Here is a 21,053-nt window from a genome sequence, read left to right as displayed (position 1 = left end):
CAAAGGTAGTACTAAAAATCATACCAATGTAAAAGATAGTATTATGTTTTACCAAGTAACTGTGTGCATTTGTATAAAATGCTGTTTTTAAGAAGGTTAAAATTTCTTTTGAAAATTTTCAAAGAAAAGATCGAAATTACTTCAATCTATCCGGATTCTGCTTCAGAAAACTCTCCCAGCCGGAATACGATTTGGTATCCGTGATGGTTCCGGAATTAAAATGATGGCATACTGCAACGGCAAGACCATCAGAAGCATCTAAATATTTTGTAGGGAATTCTTTTAATTTAAGAAGGTTTTGAAGCATACCTGCTACCTGTTCCTTGCTGGCATTTCCGTTTCCGGTGATGGCCATCTTAATTTTTTTCGGAGAATATTCAGTAATAGGAATGTTTCTGTAAAGACTGGCAGCCATTGCAACTCCCTGAGCTCGTCCAAGCTTCAGCATACTTTGCACATTTTTTCCATAGAAAGGAGCCTCAAGAGCCACCTCATCAGGATGAAATTCGTCGATAAGAGAAAGGGTTCTTTCAAAAATATATTTAAGCTTAGTTTCGTGATTGGGATATTTTTTTAAGATCAGTTCATGAATAGAAACCATCTCCATTTTTCCTTTCTTTACGGAGATGATACCAAATCCCATTATCGCTGTTCCCGGGTCAATTCCTAAAATTATTTTCTCTGAAGTCATTGCTCCAAAGATAGGACTTTCTAAGTTTTAAGTATAAAAAAGTATTGGCAATGATTTTTATTTTTATTTAAAAGTTTAGTACCTTTAAGCAAAAATGATTATGAAAAATTTATTTAATGTACTTATTGTTCCTGCTTTTCTGTTATGCAGCTTCCAAAAGGAAAGTAATTTAATTGAAAGTAAGCATTCGGAGATTGTCACAAAAAAGAGTGACCGGATTATTTATTTGTTTTTCAAGGCAGATAAAGATCAGGCAGGAAATGCAAAAATCACGCTCCAGAGTACTAAAATTGCAGACGGCAGATTGAAACATATGCCTTCTTTTGAAAGAGATGATATTCGTAAGGGAGATCTTATTATCACACTGACTGGATCTGGTGGGAAAGAAGTGGGAAAACAACTTGTGAAAGATCCTTTTAATCCTGAACTGGAAGTGTATGAAAAAGAAGGAATTTCCAGACATCAGGCTGCCCTTCAAAATACAGAGTTCAGTACCCGTTTTTCTTATTCTGAAAATGTACAGTCAGTAAAAATAGAAAAAGCAACAGATGATGGTGTGCAAGTATTATTAACACAAAAACTATAATTATGAAAAAAACTTTATTATCCCTTTTAATAGGAAGCAGTTGTTTTGCACAGACATTCGAGACCGTTCCTCTTTTACAGAACGGAGACAACAGTAAAAGAGTTGTGATAGCCGTTTTAGGAGACGGATTTACCTCTGCACAGCAAACTGCTTTTACGACATCAGCCCAGAATACAATCAATTATCTTTTCACAAAAAGTCCTTATACAGAATATAAGAATTACTTTAATGCTTATGCTGTAAAAGTAATTTCAACAGAATCGGGAGTAAAGCATCCCGGAACTGCAACGGATGTTGCTGAGCCTGTAATCCCTGTAACCAATCCTGATAATTATCTTGGCTCTACTTTCGATGTGGGAGTTCACAGATGTATATACAGTAATACAACCAATAAAGTAGGACAGGTGCTGGCAGCGAATATTCCTGATTATGATATCACCTATGTACTGGGTAATTCTACAGAATATGGAGGCTGCGGTGGAACCTATGCCTTTGCTTCATTAAATGGTTCTTCCAATGAAATCGTAGTACATGAGTTAGGCCATTCCTTTGGAAAATTAGCCGATGAATACTGGTTCTCAGGTACATTGGAATCCGCAAATAAAACCCAAAATTCCAATCCTGCAACAATCAAATGGAAAAACTGGGTAGGATTGAATGGAGTAGGGGTATATGCCCATGCTGAAAGCCCAACCTGGTTTCGTCCACACCAGAGTTGTGAGATGAGATATCTTAACCAACAATTCTGTTCTGTATGTAAGGAGGCAATTATTGAGAGAATTCATAGTTTAGTTTCTCCTGTAGATTCGTATACTCCTGCCAATAATACTTCAGTGGATGCTACATCAAATGTTACTTTCACAGTCAATGAAATTCTTCCTATTCCCAATACACTGGTTAATTCCTGGAGTCTGAATGGAACCGCTTTGGGGGAAACAGGAAACAGTGTTACGATTACTCCGGCACAACTCAATAATGGAAATAATACGTTGACATTTTCAGTAGTAGATAATAATCCACTCTTAAAAGTGGATAATCACAGTACGCTTCATGTTACCAATGTTTCCTGGACTCTGAGTAAATCCACGCTTAAACTTTCAGAAGTAAAAGCTGAAGAGCGTCGTTTCAGTATTTATCCTAATCCGACAAATGGAGAATTTTTCATTAAAGGGAAACAGGAGTTTTCAAAGAATATAAATGTGGAAGTGTATGATGCTTCCGGAAAACTTATTCCATCCAGATTTGAACTGAATGATTCTGCGATAAAGGTTGATATTAAAAACTATCCGGCAGGTACTTACCTGTTGAATGTAAAAGAAAATAAAAACCTGATTATTTCTCAGAAGATCATAAAAGAATAAATTGAACAAAACCCGGCTCCAGCAGCCGGGTTTTCTATTTTTCCAGTTTTTTCTCTGCTATAGGTACCCATTGTCCATCATGGCGAAGAAGCAGTATTTTGTCAACTAAGAATCTAGTTTTGTATTCCTTTGTTTCATACTTTTCCCAGGCTTTAAGATAATTTTCCCAGGTCAGATCTCTGAATCCTACAGTCAAGTGAGGATTAAAAGAATACGGGGCAAAATTAAAATATTCTTTTACCCTATGATAAAGCTTGGTTAAATGAATATTTTCTTTCGGCTGAATATAGAGTACAGGATTTTTAGGATTAGGAAAACTTCCAAAGCCATCCAGTTCTACTTCAAAAGGGGCTATTTCTGTATTAATCTTCTGAAAAGCAATATGAATATCTTCCTCCATTTCAATTTCTCTTGAAAAGGGAGGAAATAGGGTAATGTGGGCTTCATTTTTCAAAGCCTTGGAATTGGCATAATTCGTTGCCATATCATTTTTAAAGATTTTTATTTCTTCAATAATCTCCTGAGGAGGATAAACAGCGATGAAGTACATTTTTTTCATATAGCAATTTAAAAAGTTTTTATATTAAATTTTTATACATAAGAAAATTATGCATAAGTTTGCAATGTATATAAGCCCTACTATGAAAAAGAATAGTCTTTATAAAGGTACCCTGCAGAATATTATTTTGAAGCTTCTTTCAAAGGAAGTTAAAATGTATGGGTATCAAATCACCCAAAGAGCGAAAGAACTTACTCAGGGTGAACTTGAAATGACGGAAGGCGCACTTTATCCATTGCTGCACAAATTAGAAAATGATGGAATGATCACTTCCGAAATTCAGAAGATTAATGGAAGAGATAGGAAATATTACCTGCTGACTGAAAAAGGAACAAAACAACAGACAGAACAGGAAACTGAGATGAAAAGCTATTTACTCAACCTACAGACAATATTCAATGTATGATCACCGAAGCACAGGGAAATAAAATTACAGATTATCTGGTAGCTCAGGAGCTTTCCTTAGATATTTTAGTAGAGATCAGAGATCATATGATGAGTCAGATTTCAGATATTCAGTTCAATGAAAATATCAGTTTTGAAGAAGCCTTTCTAAAAGTGAAAGCATCCTGGAACGGAGAATTTAAAATGGTTAATTACCTGCTGTTTTACCCTACTAAAATTCCTTTCATTGCTAAAAGAATTATCCAGGAGAAATATAGTGGCCTTTTCAAAAAATCTTTGATGGTAGGGGTTCTGGTTTTTGCTGTTAATCTATTGCTGATTTTTATGGCAGGAAATCAAGAGGTATATAAAATATTTTTCAGATTTCTTAATGGATCATTTGTATTGACAACACTATTGATATGGATTTTTAATTATAAAATCTGGAAATATATAAAGGCTGATTTTAAATACAGAGGGAAATGCCTTTACACCATGTATCAGCAGAATCTGGGATTAATGGTTATTGGGGCCAGTTCCATGACGCAAGTGGCATTGAAAAGCGGGGATTATGCCTATCAGTTTTTCAGACAACAAAACTATACGGATATTGTTGGGGTTCTGATGACTCTAATTCTTCCTTTTGTATTACAGGTAGCTCTTTCTTTTGCCATCTTCAATTTTCTTGAGCATAGAAAGAATTTAATAAAAATGCAGGAATTTCTGAAGCCGGCATAGTGAAAACTAATGTTTTAATCTAAGCTGTGTAAGCGTGTTTTCAAGGTGATCTGTGATCTTTTTTACTTCAATATGAGGCCTGAAGATCACTCCTTTTCCTCTTTCTTCGTCTGCAATATTAGACAGAATAATCACAGACGTTTTGGTGTCCGGATAATAGATATTTAATGAAGGGGAACCTTTTACGTAACCACTGTGGAAATAAGAATTAGGCTGGCCGATATTAAGCATAATTCCGTATGCGTAACCCATTTTTCCAAAGATAGCATGACGTCTTTCTGCACTTTTTGCCATAAAGAGTTTCAGGGTTTCCGGTTTTAAAATTTTTCCACCGTACAATGCATTGTTCCACAAATGAAGATCCTGAATGGTAGATAATATTCCACCGGCAGGTGTTCCGATTTCTTGTCCGCCTAATCTTTTCGGCATATTGGGAACTTCTTGAAATTTAGCAGGTGTACCCAGATAAGCGCTGGCAAAATGAGTTCCTTTAAAAGTGTCTCCTGTAGAAGAATGTCTCATTCCCGCTTTTTTAAAGAGTTCCTGAACATTTTCATGATATGATTTTCCGGAAACTTTTTCTACAATCTTTCCAAGGGTATTGAATCCGTCATTAGAGTAGAAAAAATCTGAACCACTTTTAAACATAAGCTTCCCACCCATTAGATTCAGTCCTGAAGTATGATTTAACAACTGGTGAATTGTAATATTTTCATATTCTCTGATCTGAAATTCCTTCAGGTATTTTGATGCTTTATCCGTTACATTAAGCTTTCCCTGTTCCATCTGGAGTAAGACTAAAACAGCGGTGAACTGCTTGCTTACAGATCCTATCGCAAAAATGGTATTGCTGTCAATCTTAGTTTTTCTTTTAAAATCTGAATATCCGTTTTCTCTTCTGTAAAGAGGAAGGGAATCTTTAAAAACGGCAATACTTCCATTGAAATGATACTTCTTGAAAGCGGAATCAATCTGTTGCTCTAAAAGGGTCTTCTGAAATGCAGCAATGGTAGAATCAACAATTGCTTTTTTATCAACAGGAGCAGCTTTTGGAACTTCAGTTGTTGTACAGGAAAATAAAAAGCAGAATAGGGTTAGGAATACTAAATTTTTGATCACAGGTGTTGTATTTTTTTATGATGATTGATATTCTTAAAGATACTAAAATATCCAAGAGCATTAAGGGATGCAAATTACGTGCTAGGACAGGCTTGGGATCAATTTAATATTGAATTTAATGATTCTTTACCGGGTATTTTAATACATTTGATAGAGAAAATATATCACAAAATATGAATGAACACTTGAAAAACGATTCAGTAAACATCGGTAATCTGCTGAATATCATCAAAGAACAGGGAACAGATTACCTGAATTCTATTGAAGAAAGATTAACATCAGTAATCAATAATACTATATCGGAGAGGCAGGATCTTCCGGAATCAGGATTCGGGACAGAAGAAGCTTTAAGGATTTTTAATGAAAAATTTGAACCGATCATGGTTGGATCGGGAGGGCCGAGATATTGGGGATTTGTAACAGGAGGAGCTACACCGGCATCGATAGCAGGTGACTGGCTGACGACGGTTTATGATCAGAATCCCCAGTCAGTAACAGAGCAGGGAGATGCTTCCGCAAAAATAGAGATGGAAACCATACAGCTTTTACTGAAACTTCTTCAGCTTCCGGAAAGCTTTCTGGGAGGTTTTGTATCGGGAGCTACAATGTCTAATTTTACCTGTTTGGCTGTTGGTCGTCAATGGCTGGGAAAAGAGCAGGGAAGAGATATTGCCAAAGAAGGCATTTCCGGAACAGTAAAGGTACTTACGGCTACACCTCACTCATCTTCAATAAAATCATTGTCACTATTGGGACTTGGCAGCGGTAATATCATTAAGATCAAAACGGAAGAAGGAAACCGTGAAGCAATCCGTATCAAAGATCTGGAAGAAAATATTCTGAAGCTTAATGGTGAGCCATTTATATTAATTTCAAGTGGAGGAACAGTAAATACGGTAGATTTTGATGATTTTAAAGCGATCAGCAGGTTAAAAGAAAAATACAATTTCTGGTGGCACATTGATGCTGCTTTCGGTGGTTTTGCAGCTTGTTCGGAAACGCATCAACATCTTGTGGAAGGCTGGGAATATGCCGACAGTATTACAGTAGATTGCCACAAATGGTTGAATGTCCCTTATGAAAGTGCAATATTTCTGATTAAAGAGCAATATAAAATTTTACAGGTAGAAACTTTTCAAAACTCCAATGCTCCTTATCTGGGCGATCCGTTGGAGAATTTCAGCTATTTAAATTTCCTTCCTGAAAACTCAAGGAGATTAAAGGCTCTTCCGGCATGGTTCTCTCTCATGGCTTATGGGAAGAAAGGTTACCAGGAGATTGTAGATAATAATATAACATGGGCACAACAGTTTGGCCAGATGATTGAGAACAGTCATGATTTTAAACTGCTGGCTCCGGTAAGATTGAATACGGTCTGTTTTACATTAAAAGATGATACAAGACAGAATGAGGTAGAACAATTTCTTGAAAAACTTAATGACACAGGAAAAGTTTTTATGACACCTACTTTTTATAATCAGCATAAAGGAATAAGAGCTGCTTTTGTAAACTGGATGACCATTGAAAAAGATATAAGACAGGTATTTGATCTCATGAATGAAGTCATTGCTGAAATAAAATAATAGATTGAAAATGAGCCTGTGAAAGAATATTCACAAGCTTATTTTACTACCAGATCACTGAACCAGAAAATATATTCCCCATCTTCTTCTTCAGGAGTTGTTTTAGGTTTAGGGTAAGTTTTTTTGACTGTTTCCCCGATTTCAAAATGAACCGGATTTTTGAAAATCGGGCCATCAAAAGTAAAAGTATGAAACTCTCCGTTTTCTCCGCATGGATCTACATTTTCAGGAAGATCATCAATGAATTTCTGATCAATAATTCGTCCTGCGAAACTTTTGTCGAGGTAAGACCCGTTAACGCAGGTAACAATAGTTTTAAAGCTAAGCTCTAAAAATTCATGGATGAGGTTGGACGTATTTTGTTCCCATAGGGGAAATACGGCTTTCATACCAATAGCGTTTAATTGTTCTTCTCTGTATTTTCGCAGATCTTCCAGGAAGATATCACCAAAAATCGAATGAGTGATTCCCTGAGCTTTAATTTCAGCCATTGTTTTACTCATAATTTGCTGGTATTCTTCCATGGATGGCTCTTTGGGAAGTTCCATTGTGAGTAATGGGATTCCCAGACTTTCTGCCTGCTTTTCTAAAAGAGAAACGTGAACTCCATGCATGGAAATCCTCTGAAACTCCTGATTGATACTGGTAAGCAGAGTGGTGACCTCATATTGATCTTCCTGTAATATTTTATAAAGAGCGAGGGCAGAATCTTTTCCGCTGCTCCAGTTGAATAAAGCTTTTGGTTTCATTGTAAAAATAAATCCATCAAAAATAAGAATTTAAGGAAGGTTAAAAATTAAATTGAAGGATGAAAATAGTATTTCATGTTTTATTGACAATTAAAATAAAAACCTCAAAGAAATTCTTTGAGGTTTAATTTATAAAAAATGTAGGTCCAATTAAGGATTACATATTTCTTCTGTATTTACCACCCACTTCAAATAAAGCATTGGTGATCTGTCCCAGAGAACAGTATTTTACGGCATCCATCATTACTTCAAATAAGTTTTGCTGGTTAATCGCTGCATGCTGAAGTTCTCTTAAAGCTTCTTCAGACTTATTTTCATTGGCCTGCTGGAAGTTATGAAGAGATTCAATCTGTGCCTGTTTTTCCTCTTCTGTAGAACGGATAACTTCTCCTGGTAAAACGGTTGGTGAACCATCTTTTCCTAAGAAAGTATTCACTCCAATGATCGGATATTCACCTGTATGTTTCAGCCATTCGTAATGCATAGACTCTTCCTGGATTTTTGAACGCTGGTACATGGTTTCCATCGCTCCAAGAACACCGCCTCTTTCCGTGATTCTGTCGAATTCTGTATAAACAGCTTCTTCTACAAGATCCGTTAATTCTTCAATGATGAATGATCCCTGAAGCGGATTCTCGTTTTTAGCCAAACCTAATTCTTTATTGATGATCAGCTGGATAGCCATTGCTCTTCTTACAGATTGCTCAGTAGGCGTTGTAATTGCTTCGTCATACGCATTGGTGTGAAGTGAATTACAGTTGTCATAGATTGCGTAAAGCGCCTGAAGAGTTGTTCTGATATCATTGAAATCAATTTCCTGAGCGTGGAGAGAACGTCCTGAAGTCTGAATGTGGTATTTCAGCATCTGGCTTCTTTCGTCTGCTCCGTATTTTAATTTCATGGCTTTTGCCCAGATTCTTCTTGCCACACGTCCGATTACTGAATATTCAGGGTCGATACCATTGGAGAAGAAGAAAGATAAGTTCGGTGCAAAGTCATTGATATCCATTCCACGGCTTAAGTAATATTCCACATAAGTGAAACCATTTGCCAGTGTGAATGCCAATTGGGAAACCGGATTAGCCCCTGCTTCAGCAATATGATATCCTGAAATGGAAACAGAGTAGAAGTTTCTTACTTTTTCTCTGATGAAATATTCCTGAACATCACCCATCAGTCTCAATGCAAATTCTGTAGAGAAAATACATGTATTCTGAGCCTGGTCTTCTTTTAAGATATCAGCCTGAACAGTACCACGAACAGTAGCAATCGTTTTAGCTTTGATTTCCGCATATACCTCTGCCGGAATTACTTCATCACCTGTTAATCCTAAAAGCTGTAGCCCTAAACCGTTGTTGGATGGAGGAAGTTCACCATTATATTTTGGTCTTTCTAAACCTTTGTTGTCAAATTTCTCCTTCAGTTTAGCTTCTACTTTAGCCTCTAAACCATTTTCTTTGATATATTTTTCAACATTCTGGTCGATGGCTGCATTCATAAAGAAAGCCAGCAGCATCGGCGCAGGGCCGTTGATAGTCATTGAAACTGAAGTTAAAGCATTCACAAGATCAAATCCTGAATATAGCTTTTTAGCATCATCCAGTGTAGCGATAGAAACTCCTGCATTTCCAATTTTACCATAAATATCTGGTGGTAAAGCAGGATCCTGACCATATAATGTTACAGAGTCAAATGCTGTAGATAAACGTTTTGCAGGCATTTCTGCAGAAACATAGTGAAATCTTCTGTTGGTTCTTTCAGGGCCTCCTTCTCCTGCAAACATCCTTGTAGGATCTTCACCGGTTCTTTTAAACGGATAAATACCCGCTGTATAAGGGAAACTTCCAGGAAGATTTTCCTGTCCTTTCCATTGGATCAGATCTCCCCAGTCATTGTACTTTGGTAATGCGATTTTTGGAATTCTTAAGTGAGATAAAGATTCTGTGGAAGTTTCAACTTTAATTTCTTTTCCTCTTACATAATAAGAATAAAACTCTGCATGGAAAGCTTTTTTCGTGTCATCCCATGTTTTCAGGAAATCAATATTATCTTGTTGAAGTTCTTTTTCAGCCTTTTGATACTCAGCTTCTAAAACTTCATTGGAAATGATATTTTTTACGCCTTCAATATGATACATTTTTCTGGCCAGTTCAGCCTGCTTTTCAATATTGATATCGTATTGCTTGTTATTTTCAACAATTTCAGAAAGGTAACGAACTCTTTTCGGAGGGATAATGGTTACTTCTTCTGTAATTTCCTGTTCTACAAAAGTCTTTAGATTCAGTTCAGAGAATTTATCATTTACTTTTGAAACGAGTCTGTTGTATAATTCAGTGGTTCCATGATCATTAAACTGAGATGCTTTCGTTGCATACACAGGCATATCATCTAATGGGCTTTCCCATAATAAATGGTTTCTCTGGAACTGTTTTCTTACCGCCTGAAGAGCATCTAATGCACCACGTTTGTCAGATTTATTTAATGCCACAAGATCTGCATAATCTAGCATGTCAATTTTTTCCAACTGGGTAGAAGCTCCATATTCAGGAGTCATCACGTACATAGAAACGTCTGCAAAATCTGAAACTTCTGAACCAGACTGTCCAATTCCTGAAGTTTCAAGGATAATTACGTCCGGATGAGCCAGTTTCAGTACATTCAATGCAGAATGAATAAATGGCGAAACAGAAACGTTGTTTTCTCTGGTTGCCATAGAACGCATATAAACTCTAGGATCATTAATCGCGTTCATACGGATTCTGTCTCCCAATAAAGCACCTCCGGTTTTCTTTTTCGAAGGGTCAATGGAAATAATGGCGATTTTTTTATCCGTATTTGAACGTAAGAAACGTCTTACCAATTCGTCTGTTAACGAAGATTTACCAGCTCCTCCCGTACCTGTAATACCAATGATTGGAATTGTTAAATCTTTAGATTTTTCGTCAATAGCTTTTACAAGCTCAGGTTTTTCTTCTGAAAAGTTTTCAACGGCTGAGATGATTTGTGCAATGCTTGACGGGTTTTCAAAACTGATATCGTCAAGATCTTTAGCGGTAACATCTTTTCCTGTTGCAAAATCCGATCTGTGTACCAAATCGTCAATCATTCCCTGAAGCCCCAGTTCACGGCCGTCATCCGGAGAATAAATTCTATCGATTCCGTAAGACATAAGGTCTTTGATTTCTTCCGGAAGGATTACCCCGCCACCGCCACCAAAAATTTTGATCTGCGGTGAGTTTTTTTCTCTCAAAAGGTCATAGATATATTTGAAATATTCGTTGTGACCTCCCTGATATGAAGTTAATGCAATAGCATTTGCATCTTCCTGGATCGCTGTATTTACAACTTCCTCTGCCGATTTATCGTGTCCTAAATGGATCACTTCGCATCCTGTTCCCTGAATAACACGACGCATAATATTGATCGCAGCATCATGCCCATCAAATAATGAGGCAGCAGTTACGATTCTTACCTTGTTGGTTGGAGTATATTTTTGGGTTTCCATAAAAATTCTAGAAAGTTTCTAAGTTCTCAAATATAGTAATAAAATGAAAACCCTGAATGGTGTATTAGTGTTTTGATTTACAGTGTTTTATAATAATTATTTTTTTGGACTGATAGACTTTGTTGGAGGTCAGGTCTGTATTTTACAGATTATTACACTATTCTGTAAAAATGTAAATGTCAGCAGATCAAAATCTGCTGACATTTTTTTATTGTTTTACACTGAAGTTTGGTTTTTATTTCAATAAAGCGTTCTGTTTTATTTTTTTTCTGAAAAAAGTGTCTTTCTCTTGCTGTCCAGTCCCCAGTTTAATCCTAGAAATGAAATGAGGTTGTTCTTATCCCCGTAATTTTTTCCAAATGCAGCATTGATGTAAACACTGTCAGACACTTTATAGTTGATGATTCCATTGGAACGGTAGGTGTTGTCCAGATCACTGCTTCTGTAAATGAATTCATAGCCAATAGAGAATTTATTGTAAACGAGTTCTATTTTTCCACCAAAATCATAATTGTTGGTTTGGCTGAATCCGTTGGCAACATCATAAACTGTTTTATCCTGCATATATCTGGCAACAGCATAGAAATTCAATCTTTTTTCAATTTTTGAAGCGTCTGTGGCGGAGGTTTCTTTAATGGTTACTTTTGATTGATCATTATTTTGACCTTCACCTTTCTTAGGATCTCTTGTTCTTTCAAGGTTGATTCCGGAACTCATGGTCATCCAGAATCCCAATTTCCCAAATTGATTATTTTTGAACTGGTTATCTAAAAAGAAAGTACTGTAGGCTGATGCCACATCTAATTGAAAAGCAGGTTTTTCGTCAAGGTATTTTTTATATTTTTCAGTTTCGGTTTTGTAATAATCCGTGGCAAACTCCTCTAATGCTTTTGCAAGTTTTTCTTGTATTTCATCTGGTTTGGCATTGGATGCAATGATGCTGTTGTATTTTTCTGACTTTTCAAATTCCCTTTGGATATCGGTTAATTCCTTTGAGATATTCGTGTTTGAGGTTGTGATAGCCTCTATATTTTTTTTATTTCTTACTTTAAATACGGTGGTTCGTAAAGAAAAAGATACCGAAGGATTTTCCGTATCGAGGTCTTCAATTTTATAATTTCTCAGAAAGGCAAATGAGACAGAAACGTTTTTTGCTTCACTGAAAATGTTATTCTTATACTCATAGGTATTATCTGATTTTTTAATGCTTTTAATGCCGGCATACTTCAATGCATCCATCTCCGTCAGAGGAAATAAATGAGTAGGAGTAAGTTCTACTGCATAGGCATTGGGAAGACCTTCATTTTCACTGAATGAATTGACAATACTGGTCATGAAAGCCTTTTTTGATTTTGGAGTTTCCAAATCAGAACTTGCTAAACCAAGAAGCATCACACTGGGTGCATTGGAAAGCTCCAGTTTGTTTAACTCTGCACTAATTTCTTTGTTTTGAGAAAATAGTAGGGTAGATCCAGCGGTCAGAGCTGCTAATAATATCTTTTTCATAGCTCAATTTTTATGTATTTATAAACCCCATAGATAAATCTGTCAGCTAAATCTTCAGTCGTTTTACCTTCGAAAGGATTAAAATGAAAGTTCTTGCCGGGAATTTGAGGAAATTCAAATTTTATTCTGCAGGTATTGATTAAAATCTGCAGATGATTCTCCTGCATATTGATATTAAAAGAGGTCGCGAAAAGTAAATTATCAGAGATTAAAGCTGCTTTTGGAATGGTAAACGAAAATTTACCGTCACTTAAATTGTTGTCATCGATTCTCATTCCATTGATGATAAAATGAGGGTCTCCAAATTGTGTATTGGCACTGATTATGACATTTACTTCAATAGTACTTTCTTGAAGGTCAGTAAGCTTTACTGTTTTTTGGGAAATCTTTTTCATGTCTATTAATTTTGGTTTGTGTATTTTTTTTCTTCAAAATCAGGTCTCTCATATTGGATGTCTGTAAAACGATATGAGGGAATTCCAGCTTTTGATTTTATTTCAAATTTATCATTTGCAATGTTTGTTGTCAATTACCTTTTTAGGTGATATTGTTTCAGTGGTGCTGTGTGGATTTTTCCGAAACCAATCTTTATCCACTCATGAAAAGCAGCCTTTAATTCAATAATTAAATCTTTGTAAGGATTCTGCACCCAATTAAATTCTCTATTTTTGCAGAATATTTTTACAGACATGCAAAAAGCTCTGATGTATTTCGCTTTAGGAACTGTAGTAAGCTTCCTGATTAATTATTTCTTTTTAAGTTCACAAAATATCGGACTGGATATTTACTATGCCTTTGCCTTTGGTTCTGCCTGGGGAATTGCTTATTATCTGGATACTCCCAATTTTACACTGCCTAAAAAAATGGGTCTTTCATTTGTAGCCATGGCCATTCTGGTTCTTATTGGGGCTTTGATTTTTAACCTTGAACTGGCAATTCCATCTATCTTAAAATTTTCAACAGTTTTTGTTGCCTATTACTTATTTGCAAGCTTCAGAGGAAATAAATCCCTGAGAAATTAGTGAAGCATAATAAAACTGAGATACATCAGTATCATAAACATCAGAATCAATCCGATATAATTTATAATAAATAATAAAGAGCCTTTCAGAATACTTATTCTTTTTTTTGTTTCATACACCCTGTGATGGGCGACAAAAAAATAGATTGTCATGTAGAGGCCCAGTCCCATACAGGCTAGAACATATAATAAGGTAAGTAAATTGTTGCCCGGCAGAAAGCTTGTAATCCTTTCACCTACTATAAATACAAGTATTGCTAATAAAAGGAATGAAAAGTAGTGAAGGGTAAAAATTCCATGGTCAAAGTACCACCATTTCTTCTTGTTATGGAACAGCCATAAAAAGAATGCGAATATGGGCAGATAAACGAAGAGTGCTTTGGGAATGGTATGAATGAAGTTCTCTTTATATTTTTCCCAGATCTGATGCTTGCTATATCCTTCTTCCTTTAATGAAAACGCTTTTTTTGCCAGAGGTCTCATTAATGAATAGATCCCTGTTTTATCCTTTGCGAGTATAGAATCATACTGTTTTATGGTATTCGCATTCATAATGGATGCATCTTTAGCATCGAATGTATTGTCAAAAATTTCAGTCTTTTCTTGAGTGGCTTTAATTTTTGTCGTATCCAACGCTTTTAAAGTATCCAATGCTTTTTGGGTGGTTGTTGCCGCTTCGTGCGACAGAACACCTTCTTTTTGTAAATCTTTTACAATATCTTTTGAAATTTCTTTCGGATTTTTTGCTTTTGTTTCCTTTTTAATGTGGCTGGGCCTTTCGGCTTCTTCTTTGGCGTGAGGCAAAATATTGGGAAGGAAAAATGTAAGGAAACTTATAAATATATACAGTTTTACAGGAGTCACATACAATTGTCTTTTACCAGCCAGATATTCTTTGGTAAGTAATCCGGGGCGGGTAAATAAATACTGTATAGTTCTCCAGAACTGTCCGTCATAATGGGTGAAATCCTCAATGAAATGAGTGAAGAGAAAATGAAAAGGTTGTCGGCTTTCAATATTTTCCTGTCCACAGTGTGGGCAGAACCTTTCTTCAACCTGATGCCCGCAGTTCAGGCAGGTCTTATCTTCTCTTAGTTTTCCGTGGCTCATGGATTATGGAATATGATTAACGCAAATATAATTATTTCAATGAAATTATAATTATATTAACGTTTTTTACGGAAATCTTTAAAGTAAATTTAATAAAAGAAAGAGTCGAGGGAATAAACTCTTTGCTGTTTCATTGGTGTTTTTAGAATCTTCGAAGTGTTTTTTTCATCGGCTCATGAGTTCGCAAGATTTATGCCAAAATTGTAATTAGTGTTAAAATCTATTGATACAGGGCCGTACAACCCAGATTATATAGATTAAATAAAATATGTTTTTGGGTTACGAAAATAATTTGTACCTTTGCACACCCTTTTAGGGGTAAATTATGTTTAATCTTTAACTAAAACGTGTGAATACATTAAGTTACAAAACTGTTTCAGCGAACAAAGCTACTGCTAATAAAGAATGGGTTGTGGTAGACGCTGAAGGACAGCCGTTAGGTAGATTAGCTTCTACGGTTGCGAAGATTTTGAGAGGTAAGCACAAAACGAACTACACACCTCACGTAGATTGTGGTGATAACGTAATCGTTTTGAATGCTGGGAAAATTACACTTTCCGGAAACAAGTGGGCTGATAAGACTTATATCTGGCATACAGGATATCCTGGTGGACAGAAGTCTATGACTGCGGCTGAACTTCAAAAGAAAGATTCTTTAAAGGTATTAGAGAAATCTGTAAAAGGTATGTTGCCTAAAAACAGATTAGGATCTGCTATCCTTAAGAACCTTTATTTATATGAAGGAACTGAGCACAAACATGAAGCTCAACAGCCAAAAACAATTAATGTTAACGAATTTAAATAATTAATTATGTCTATAGTTCACAAAATCGGAAGAAGAAAGACTTCTGTAGCGAGAGTTTATGTAAAACCAGGTTCTGGTGTTATTACAGTAAACGGTAAAGATGCTAAAGAATATTTCTCTACAGACGTGATGGTTTACAAATTAAACCAACCGTTTATCCTTTCTGAGACTGTTGGTCAGTATGACGTTACCGTGAACGTATTCGGTGGTGGTAATACAGGTCAGGCAGAAGCTATCAGATTAGGTATTTCAAGAGCTTTATGCGAAATCAACGCTGAGTTCAGGTTAGCATTGAAGCCAGCTGGTTTACTTACAAGAGACGCAAGAATGGTGGAAAGAAAGAAGCCAGGTCAGAAAAAAGCAAGAAAGAGATTCCAATTCTCAAAACGTTAATATCAAGATTCAAGATATCAGACACAAGATGCAAGACTTTGCTCTCAGATCTTGGCTCCTGGTTCTTGGTTCTATTTTATCTAAACAAAAAAATTGCCCGTTACGTTTAGCATCCAAACGCTTCTCCCATCTAAAGAAGTTGTTGATTGTTTAAAAGACGGAAAGTAAACTAACAAAAACAGAAAACATGGCAAAAGCAAATGTAAAAGACCTTTTAGAGGCTGGCGTACACTTCGGTCACATGACTAGAAAGTGGAATCCAAATATGGCTCCATACATTTTTATGGAGAAGAACGGTATTCACATTGTAGACTTACATAAAACAGCAGTTAAATTAGATGAAGCTTGCAGCGCTTTAGAGAAATTAACTTCTGCAGGTAAAAAAGTTCTTTTCGTAGCTACTAAGAAGCAAGCGAAAGAAGTAGTTGCAAAACACGCTTCTGAACTTAATATGCCTTATATTACAGAAAGATGGCCAGGAGGTATGTTAACGAACTTCGTTACAATCAGAAAGGCTGTAAAGAAGATGAATGCTATCGATAAAATGAAAAAAGACGGTACATTCGAAACTTTATCTAAAAAAGAAAGATTACAAGTTGACAGACAAAGAGCTAACCTAGAGAAGAACTTAGGTTCTATCGCTGACATGGTGAGACTTCCATCTGCTGTATTTGTAGTTGATATATTAAGAGAACACATCGCGGTAACTGAAGCTAAGAAACTAGGTATTCCAGTTTTCGGTATCGTTGATACAAACTCTGACCCTAGAAAAGTTGATTTCGTTATCCCAGGAAACGATGATGCTTCTAAGTCTATTGATATGATCCTTAGCGTAGTTTCTGAATCTATCAAAGAAGGTCAGTCTCAAAGAAAAGCTGATAAAGAAAAATCTAAAGAAGAAGGAGAAAAAGTATCTGCTGATACAGATGCTGATTTCGATGCAGAATAATTAAAGATTTTCTTTAATATAGGAAAAACGCTGGATTTCGATCCAGCGTTTTTTTATTGTTTATACAGTTGCCTGCAAGTCATTGGGTAGTTTATTAAAAATAAAAACCCACAGAAATCTGCGGGTTATATTTTAGTTTGAAAGCTTTATAGAATAAGAAGTTGTGACAAACTTTGTAGACTGATAAGTAGAATTACAAAGCATACCCGATAATCTGTAATTTTGATTTTTCGGTACCATTGTATACCCTATTTTTCCGGCACCAATGGGAATTTTCTTGAAAAAATTATTCCCGCTCACTGTAAGCACCATATTGCATGGAGATTTGTTTTCTACGGAAACAGAGGTTTTGGGATTTTTAGGATCATCACTGTTTAGAAGATCATTAAGTACATCAGCTGTTTCAGGCTTATAGGTCTTTATAAGCTCATTGTATTCTCTTTCTGTATTCGCTCTGTTCCCTGTATTGTTAGCAGGATAAGGGTAGGAGGTTCTTCCCGGATAGCCTCCGTAGTTTACATTACAGCTGGCAATAATCAAAGAAGTTCCGATAAAAACGAATAGTTTTTTCATCCTATTTTATTTTTTGACTTTTGTTTTTTCAGCGACTTTTCCTTTATCGGTTCCTTTTGGGCTGATTTCAGCTCAGCGCCGTCCGGTTTTGGATTGTCTATCGTTACAAATATACTTTTTTTAATGTCTTTCCGAGACGAATATTTCACATCACAGATATTGCTGTTAAGCGTATAAGAATCCTTATTGAGAACAATGAAATTTTCTGCATGAGCAGGAACAGCAAGGTTGTAAAATTCTCTTCCTTCAATCCGTAATACAATATTACAGTCAGAATTATTTTTGAACAAGAGAATTGCTTCCTTGCGGCTGATATCCTCATTAAACATTGCATTCAGTACATTCACTGTTTTTTGTTTATGTTCAGCAGCTGTTTCAGTGATAAGTCTCCTAAATTCTTCAGCATCATCCGAATAGGGATTTCTCATAGCCCCTTTAGGAATATCTGTAATGACAGGTCTGGTTTCCATAGGTTTGGCAGTACGGGCTCCTTTTGTCCATTCGGAGTTTTTTAAAGCAATGAGCTTAGGTTTCAGCACGCTCTTTTTAGGATCGTCAGGGTGTGCGTTCTTCAGGTATTCTTCAATTTCTTTGATGTTTGTGCTTTTTAAGATGTCTTTACTGCTTTTTTGAGCTTGTGTAAAGCTGGGGATAAGAAATGTGAAGAATAAAATCGTTAAAAATTTTTTTTTCATCAAGTTTGTTTAATTCATCAGCTTATCCGGAATTTGATGTAAGTAATAGTTTTTCCTTTCGCTGAGAATAGCTCTTCATAATACGTTTTGATATCTCTCAAATGTTCCGTATTAGGATCGTATTCTGGTGCCCCATAAATATCATGGTGAGCAGAAATGATTTCATACCCTGCACCCTGTAAATATCCAAGTGTATACCCATGTAGGAACTCTGAATCTGTTTTCAGGTGAATGATGCCTCCTGGCTTCAGGAATTTTTTATAACGGTCTAAAAAGTCCGGATGTGTTAATCTGTGTTTTGTTCTTTTATATTTTATTTGGGGATCCGGGAATGTAATCCATATTTCGTCTACTTCATTTTCAGCAAAGAAATAATCAACAAGTTCGATCTGAGTTCTTAAAAAAGCTACATTATTCATGTTGTTTTCTACGGCTTCTTTCGCTCCAAACCAGAATCTTGCCCCTTTAATATCTACTCCGATAAAGTTTTTTTCAGGAAATGTTTTTGCGAGTCCTACAGAATATTCTCCCTTTCCACACCCTAATTCCAATACAACCGGATTGTCATTTTTAAAGAAATTATCTCTCCATTTTCCTTTAAGTTCAAAGCCTTTTAAAGCGTCTTCTCTTGTAGGTTGGATTACATTTGGTAATATTTTGTTTTCTGCAAATCTTGCTAATTTATTCTTGCCCATTGAATTATAAAATGAGTGCAAAAATACTAAAAATTTATGGAGAATCTCTGTCTTTTGGAGGTAAAAGACAGAGTGATAATTCGTTTCTGATTGAGCTTAGTGACTTCCTAAGGCCACCATAATGGGTCTTTCTATTGTTTTTTGTGATGCATACTGTGCTCCGCAAACTAAACTCGAGAAAAGATACTGACCTTTTTCCACCACAATAGAACCTTCTCCCTGCGCCGGAACTGCGAGTCTGTATTTGGTGATTCCCACCCCTTCCATTCTGACAATGATATTACAGTCTGATTTATTTTGAATCATGACAATGCATTCTTTAGCATTAGGATCATTATCAAATAGAGAATTTAAGATTTTTACGGTCCTGTTTTTATGTTCTACAGGAGAAACTGCCATCAGCATGTTGAATTCTTCTGCTTCAGTGTTGGGAACTGCGGTATTAGCAGCGGCGTTTACAACATATGTATTTTGGGCAGTACTTGGGGTATATACTGTGGTAGATTGTTTGGCAGCAAGTTCAGCCTTATATTTTGCAATCTGTTTTTGTTTGATGATAGCATTCATTTCATCAAAAGTAATCTTGGTAGAAGGTCTTCTTCTCAGCATGGCAAGCATTTCCTGCATATCTTTTACCTTCTGATCGGCAGGGTGTGCATTTTTGATGTATTCTTTCATCATTTCCATTACCCTTGGTTTCAGAACGGATCTTCGGGGGTCATCAGGATGGGCATCTCGCAAAAAGGCATTGATCTCGTAGATATTCTTACTTTTCAGAATATTACTGTAGTCTTTACCTTGTTTTTGGGCAGAGATCGTAAAAGATAACATACATCCAAGAAGTAAAAGTACTTTTTTCATTAATTCATATTAAGTTAGAAATTGGTGTTTCACTCTTAATTTGCGTTCAGGTTGCTTAGTTTTTATTTGATAACGAATATCTCGTGTTTTTATTTTAAACACTTGTTTGTGAGATAAAATTAAACATATTTTTGAATATTGAAGAAGAATATGTTGTAAAAGTTGAATAATTCGTATTGCAGATGTTGTGGTAAACTATAGCAGGTATTTTTCGGTCATTTAGCAAAAAAATAACCCGTGTAAAGTACACGAGTTATTCAATATTTTAAGTTATTTCTTTTCGAAAATTTTTAATTACTGCTTACAACTTCCTGAAGATGCGAGCTTCTAAGTCTTTTCTGATAAATAGGAAGATATTTTTCAATAGGAATTTTTACCGCTTCAAAGTTGCCCGCCAATACATAAGCCTGGATATTTTCTGAAGTATAAACAAACTGAAGGAAGTTATCAATTAAATTTTCAGGGATCTTAAATTTTGTAAAATAATCTTTACCCAGATAATTTTTAATCTGAGCTACAGAACTGTTCATCCTTTCATAGGCCTGATAACGTTGTTTTTTCTTTCGTTCTCCGGAGAGAATATCATAGATACTTTCAAGGCTAAAGGTAAGTCCTCCATCCCGCAGTCCGGCAACAGGAAGCTCCGGAGGTGTTCCGTCACCTTTTGGCTCAGGAAGACCAATTACTTTTTTAAGAGCATGTGCTTTATCTTCCTTTCTTAACGAGTTCACGTCATACCGAAGATTTCCGGTAGGCTTGAATCTGCTAAGAACAATTTCCTGGATTTCGTAATATGCTATTTTCAGCTCAACCAGATTTTTTTGTTCCATGGATTGAGGAGTCAGCTTAATATCTTTTCTTTCTGTAACGATAGAGGTAAAACGGATCACATCCCCGACATTGGCAGGAATATTAAAATTACCATTGTAGTCCGTAAGAACGGTTTTCTGTGTATTCAGGTTAGTGACATAAACCTGATTGAGATATAAAATTGAGTTGTCTCTCAGAAATACCTCTCCGGAATATATTTGTGCATTAATTTTTGCCAGAAAAACCAATAGCAGCAGAGTAAACAGTTTCTTCATATAATGCGCAAAATTACATAGAAATAAAGCAATTCTGTGTAATTAGATGAAGAATAGTGGTTAAAGTTATATTAAACTTTGGGAT

General features: G+C 35.8%; 22 protein-coding genes. 9 read left to right on the top strand and 13 right to left on the bottom strand.

From position 1 onward, the window contains the following. Positions 1 to 136 precede the first annotated feature (136 nt). Positions 137 to 691 carry a crossover junction endodeoxyribonuclease RuvC gene (ruvC, locus tag ODR02_RS22015; protein WP_209786832.1) on the bottom strand — a complete coding sequence of 185 codons (555 nt, stop codon included), beginning with the start codon at positions 689 to 691 and terminating at the stop codon, positions 137 to 139. A gap of 100 nt (positions 692 to 791) precedes the next feature. On the opposite strand from ruvC, the gene ODR02_RS22010 reads away from it, so the two are divergent. Beyond that, complete coding sequence (locus ODR02_RS22010; RefSeq protein WP_309513560.1) at positions 792 to 1,277, top strand: hypothetical protein; 486 nt, start codon at positions 792 to 794, stop codon at positions 1,275 to 1,277. A gap of 2 nt (positions 1,278 to 1,279) precedes the next feature. Beyond that, on the top strand, positions 1,280 to 2,638 hold the full coding sequence (locus ODR02_RS22005) for a T9SS type A sorting domain-containing protein (RefSeq protein ID WP_309513559.1): 1,359 nt from the start codon (positions 1,280 to 1,282) through the stop codon (positions 2,636 to 2,638). Positions 2,639 to 2,672: 34 nt separating this feature from the next. Here the strand turns inward: ODR02_RS22005 and ODR02_RS22000 are convergent, their stop codons facing one another. Beyond that, positions 2,673 to 3,197 carry a 2'-5' RNA ligase family protein gene (locus tag ODR02_RS22000; RefSeq protein WP_209786835.1) on the bottom strand — a complete coding sequence of 175 codons (525 nt, stop codon included), beginning with the start codon at positions 3,195 to 3,197 and terminating at the stop codon, positions 2,673 to 2,675. Between the two features lie 82 nt (positions 3,198 to 3,279). On the opposite strand from ODR02_RS22000, the gene ODR02_RS21995 reads away from it, so the two are divergent. Further along, positions 3,280 to 3,603, top strand: a complete 324-nt coding sequence (locus tag ODR02_RS21995) for a PadR family transcriptional regulator (protein WP_105681743.1) — start codon at positions 3,280 to 3,282, stop codon at positions 3,601 to 3,603. After that, positions 3,600 to 4,319 carry a hypothetical protein gene (locus ODR02_RS21990; RefSeq protein ID WP_309513558.1) on the top strand — a complete coding sequence of 240 codons (720 nt, stop codon included), beginning with the start codon at positions 3,600 to 3,602 and terminating at the stop codon, positions 4,317 to 4,319. The genes ODR02_RS21995 and ODR02_RS21990 overlap by 4 nt, the downstream gene beginning before the upstream one ends. Before the next feature lie 6 nt (positions 4,320 to 4,325). Here ODR02_RS21990 and ODR02_RS21985 read toward each other — a convergent pair whose 3' ends face one another. Beyond that, positions 4,326 to 5,438: a serine hydrolase domain-containing protein gene (locus ODR02_RS21985; RefSeq protein WP_309513557.1), complete on the bottom strand. Its 1,113-nt coding sequence runs from the start codon at positions 5,436 to 5,438 to the stop codon at positions 4,326 to 4,328. Between the two features lie 173 nt (positions 5,439 to 5,611). Here ODR02_RS21985 and ODR02_RS21980 point away from each other — a divergent pair, with 173 nt between their 5' ends. After that, positions 5,612 to 7,021 (top strand): pyridoxal phosphate-dependent decarboxylase family protein, encoded by a 1,410-nt coding sequence (locus ODR02_RS21980; RefSeq protein ID WP_309513556.1) that lies wholly within the window; start codon positions 5,612 to 5,614, stop codon positions 7,019 to 7,021. A 38-nt stretch (positions 7,022 to 7,059) separates the two neighbouring features. Here the strand turns inward: ODR02_RS21980 and ODR02_RS21975 are convergent, their stop codons facing one another. The 4 genes from ODR02_RS21975 to ODR02_RS21960 form a co-directional block, all read right to left on the bottom strand. Then, on the bottom strand, positions 7,060 to 7,770 hold the full coding sequence (locus tag ODR02_RS21975; RefSeq protein WP_209786840.1) for a diphthine--ammonia ligase: 711 nt from the start codon (positions 7,768 to 7,770) through the stop codon (positions 7,060 to 7,062). A gap of 157 nt (positions 7,771 to 7,927) precedes the next feature. Continuing rightward, a complete protein-coding gene (locus ODR02_RS21970) occupies positions 7,928 to 11,275 on the bottom strand; it encodes a methylmalonyl-CoA mutase family protein (RefSeq protein ID WP_105681738.1) in 3,348 nt (1,115 codons plus the stop codon). 258 nt (positions 11,276 to 11,533) lie between these two features. Beyond that, the gene (locus tag ODR02_RS21965; protein ID WP_209786841.1) at positions 11,534 to 12,781 is read right to left on the bottom strand and encodes a hypothetical protein; all 1,248 of its coding nucleotides are present in this window, start codon (positions 12,779 to 12,781) and stop codon (positions 11,534 to 11,536) included. Then, on the bottom strand, positions 12,778 to 13,176 hold the full coding sequence (locus ODR02_RS21960; RefSeq protein ID WP_209786842.1) for a hypothetical protein: 399 nt from the start codon (positions 13,174 to 13,176) through the stop codon (positions 12,778 to 12,780). The genes ODR02_RS21965 and ODR02_RS21960 overlap by 4 nt, the downstream gene beginning before the upstream one ends. 294 nt (positions 13,177 to 13,470) lie before the next feature. On the opposite strand from ODR02_RS21960, the gene ODR02_RS21955 reads away from it, so the two are divergent. Then, complete coding sequence (locus ODR02_RS21955; RefSeq protein ID WP_209789259.1) at positions 13,471 to 13,803, top strand: hypothetical protein; 333 nt, start codon at positions 13,471 to 13,473, stop codon at positions 13,801 to 13,803. Here the strand turns inward: ODR02_RS21955 and ODR02_RS21950 are convergent. Continuing rightward, a complete protein-coding gene (locus tag ODR02_RS21950; protein ID WP_309513555.1) occupies positions 13,800 to 14,912 on the bottom strand; it encodes a DUF3667 domain-containing protein in 1,113 nt (370 codons plus the stop codon). The two genes, ODR02_RS21955 and ODR02_RS21950, sit on opposite strands and share 4 nt — an antisense overlap. A gap of 349 nt (positions 14,913 to 15,261) precedes the next feature. Between ODR02_RS21950 and rplM the strand changes: the two genes are divergently transcribed. The 3 genes from rplM to rpsB all read left to right on the top strand — a co-directional run bounded on the left by rplM (position 15,262) and on the right by rpsB (position 17,059). After that, on the top strand, positions 15,262 to 15,717 hold the full coding sequence (gene rplM / locus ODR02_RS21945) for a 50S ribosomal protein L13 (RefSeq protein WP_105681733.1): 456 nt from the start codon (positions 15,262 to 15,264) through the stop codon (positions 15,715 to 15,717). 6 nt (positions 15,718 to 15,723) lie between these two features. Beyond that, positions 15,724 to 16,110, top strand: coding sequence for a 30S ribosomal protein S9 (gene rpsI, locus ODR02_RS21940; RefSeq protein WP_002976218.1), 387 nt, complete (start codon positions 15,724 to 15,726; stop codon positions 16,108 to 16,110). A 187-nt stretch (positions 16,111 to 16,297) separates the two neighbouring features. Next, positions 16,298 to 17,059, top strand: a complete 762-nt coding sequence (rpsB, locus tag ODR02_RS21935; RefSeq protein ID WP_062675707.1) for a 30S ribosomal protein S2 — start codon at positions 16,298 to 16,300, stop codon at positions 17,057 to 17,059. 132 nt (positions 17,060 to 17,191) lie between these two features. Here rpsB and ODR02_RS21930 read toward each other — a convergent pair whose 3' ends face one another. The 5 genes from ODR02_RS21930 to ODR02_RS21910 all read right to left on the bottom strand — a co-directional run bounded on the left by ODR02_RS21930 (position 17,192) and on the right by ODR02_RS21910 (position 20,968). Then, the gene (locus ODR02_RS21930; RefSeq protein ID WP_209786844.1) at positions 17,192 to 17,632 is read right to left on the bottom strand and encodes a DUF6759 domain-containing protein; all 441 of its coding nucleotides are present in this window, start codon (positions 17,630 to 17,632) and stop codon (positions 17,192 to 17,194) included. Beyond that, the gene (locus ODR02_RS21925; RefSeq protein ID WP_309513554.1) at positions 17,629 to 18,327 is read right to left on the bottom strand and encodes a DUF6759 domain-containing protein; all 699 of its coding nucleotides are present in this window, start codon (positions 18,325 to 18,327) and stop codon (positions 17,629 to 17,631) included. The genes ODR02_RS21930 and ODR02_RS21925 overlap by 4 nt, the downstream gene beginning before the upstream one ends. A 17-nt stretch (positions 18,328 to 18,344) precedes the next feature. Then, complete coding sequence (gene trmB / locus ODR02_RS21920; RefSeq protein ID WP_209786845.1) at positions 18,345 to 19,022, bottom strand: tRNA (guanosine(46)-N7)-methyltransferase TrmB; 678 nt, start codon at positions 19,020 to 19,022, stop codon at positions 18,345 to 18,347. A 96-nt stretch (positions 19,023 to 19,118) separates the two neighbouring features. After that, positions 19,119 to 19,883 (bottom strand): DUF6759 domain-containing protein, encoded by a 765-nt coding sequence (locus ODR02_RS21915; protein ID WP_309513553.1) that lies wholly within the window; start codon positions 19,881 to 19,883, stop codon positions 19,119 to 19,121. A 290-nt stretch (positions 19,884 to 20,173) separates the two neighbouring features. After that, the gene (locus ODR02_RS21910) at positions 20,174 to 20,968 is read right to left on the bottom strand and encodes a hypothetical protein (protein WP_209786847.1); all 795 of its coding nucleotides are present in this window, start codon (positions 20,966 to 20,968) and stop codon (positions 20,174 to 20,176) included. Positions 20,969 to 21,053 lie beyond the last annotated feature (85 nt).

The organism is Chryseobacterium sp. CFS2 (assembly GCF_036543225.1).
Lineage (GTDB): Bacteria > Bacteroidota > Bacteroidia > Flavobacteriales > Weeksellaceae > Chryseobacterium > Chryseobacterium culicis_A.
This window is presented reverse-complemented; position numbering and strand designations above follow the sequence as displayed.

Coding starts and splice junctions, on each gene's coding strand:
- ODR02_RS21925 (WP_309513554.1), bottom strand. CDS start 18,327: ATGAAAAAAAAATTTTTAACGATTTTATTCTTCACATTTCTTATCCCC.
- ODR02_RS21955 (WP_209789259.1), top strand. CDS start 13,471: ATGCAAAAAGCTCTGATGTATTTCGCTTTAGGAACTGTAGTAAGCTTC.
- rpsI (WP_002976218.1), top strand. CDS start 15,724: ATGTCTATAGTTCACAAAATCGGAAGAAGAAAGACTTCTGTAGCGAGA.
- rpsB (WP_062675707.1), top strand. CDS start 16,298: ATGGCAAAAGCAAATGTAAAAGACCTTTTAGAGGCTGGCGTACACTTC.
- ODR02_RS22005 (WP_309513559.1), top strand. CDS start 1,280: ATGAAAAAAACTTTATTATCCCTTTTAATAGGAAGCAGTTGTTTTGCA.
- ODR02_RS21990 (WP_309513558.1), top strand. CDS start 3,600: ATGATCACCGAAGCACAGGGAAATAAAATTACAGATTATCTGGTAGCT.
- ODR02_RS21965 (WP_209786841.1), bottom strand. CDS start 12,781: ATGAAAAAGATATTATTAGCAGCTCTGACCGCTGGATCTACCCTACTA.
- ODR02_RS21970 (WP_105681738.1), bottom strand. CDS start 11,275: ATGGAAACCCAAAAATATACTCCAACCAACAAGGTAAGAATCGTAACT.
- ODR02_RS22010 (WP_309513560.1), top strand. CDS start 792: ATGAAAAATTTATTTAATGTACTTATTGTTCCTGCTTTTCTGTTATGC.
- ODR02_RS21960 (WP_209786842.1), bottom strand. CDS start 13,176: ATGAAAAAGATTTCCCAAAAAACAGTAAAGCTTACTGACCTTCAAGAA.
- ODR02_RS21995 (WP_105681743.1), top strand. CDS start 3,280: ATGAAAAAGAATAGTCTTTATAAAGGTACCCTGCAGAATATTATTTTG.
- ODR02_RS21975 (WP_209786840.1), bottom strand. CDS start 7,770: ATGAAACCAAAAGCTTTATTCAACTGGAGCAGCGGAAAAGATTCTGCC.
- ODR02_RS21915 (WP_309513553.1), bottom strand. CDS start 19,883: ATGAAAAAAGTACTTTTACTTCTTGGATGTATGTTATCTTTTACGATC.
- trmB (WP_209786845.1), bottom strand. CDS start 19,022: ATGGGCAAGAATAAATTAGCAAGATTTGCAGAAAACAAAATATTACCA.
- ODR02_RS22000 (WP_209786835.1), bottom strand. CDS start 3,197: ATGAAAAAAATGTACTTCATCGCTGTTTATCCTCCTCAGGAGATTATT.
- ODR02_RS21930 (WP_209786844.1), bottom strand. CDS start 17,632: ATGAAAAAACTATTCGTTTTTATCGGAACTTCTTTGATTATTGCCAGC.
- ODR02_RS21950 (WP_309513555.1), bottom strand. CDS start 14,912: ATGAGCCACGGAAAACTAAGAGAAGATAAGACCTGCCTGAACTGCGGG.
- ODR02_RS21910 (WP_209786847.1), bottom strand. CDS start 20,968: ATGAAGAAACTGTTTACTCTGCTGCTATTGGTTTTTCTGGCAAAAATT.
- ruvC (WP_209786832.1), bottom strand. CDS start 691: ATGACTTCAGAGAAAATAATTTTAGGAATTGACCCGGGAACAGCGATA.
- ODR02_RS21980 (WP_309513556.1), top strand. CDS start 5,612: ATGAATGAACACTTGAAAAACGATTCAGTAAACATCGGTAATCTGCTG.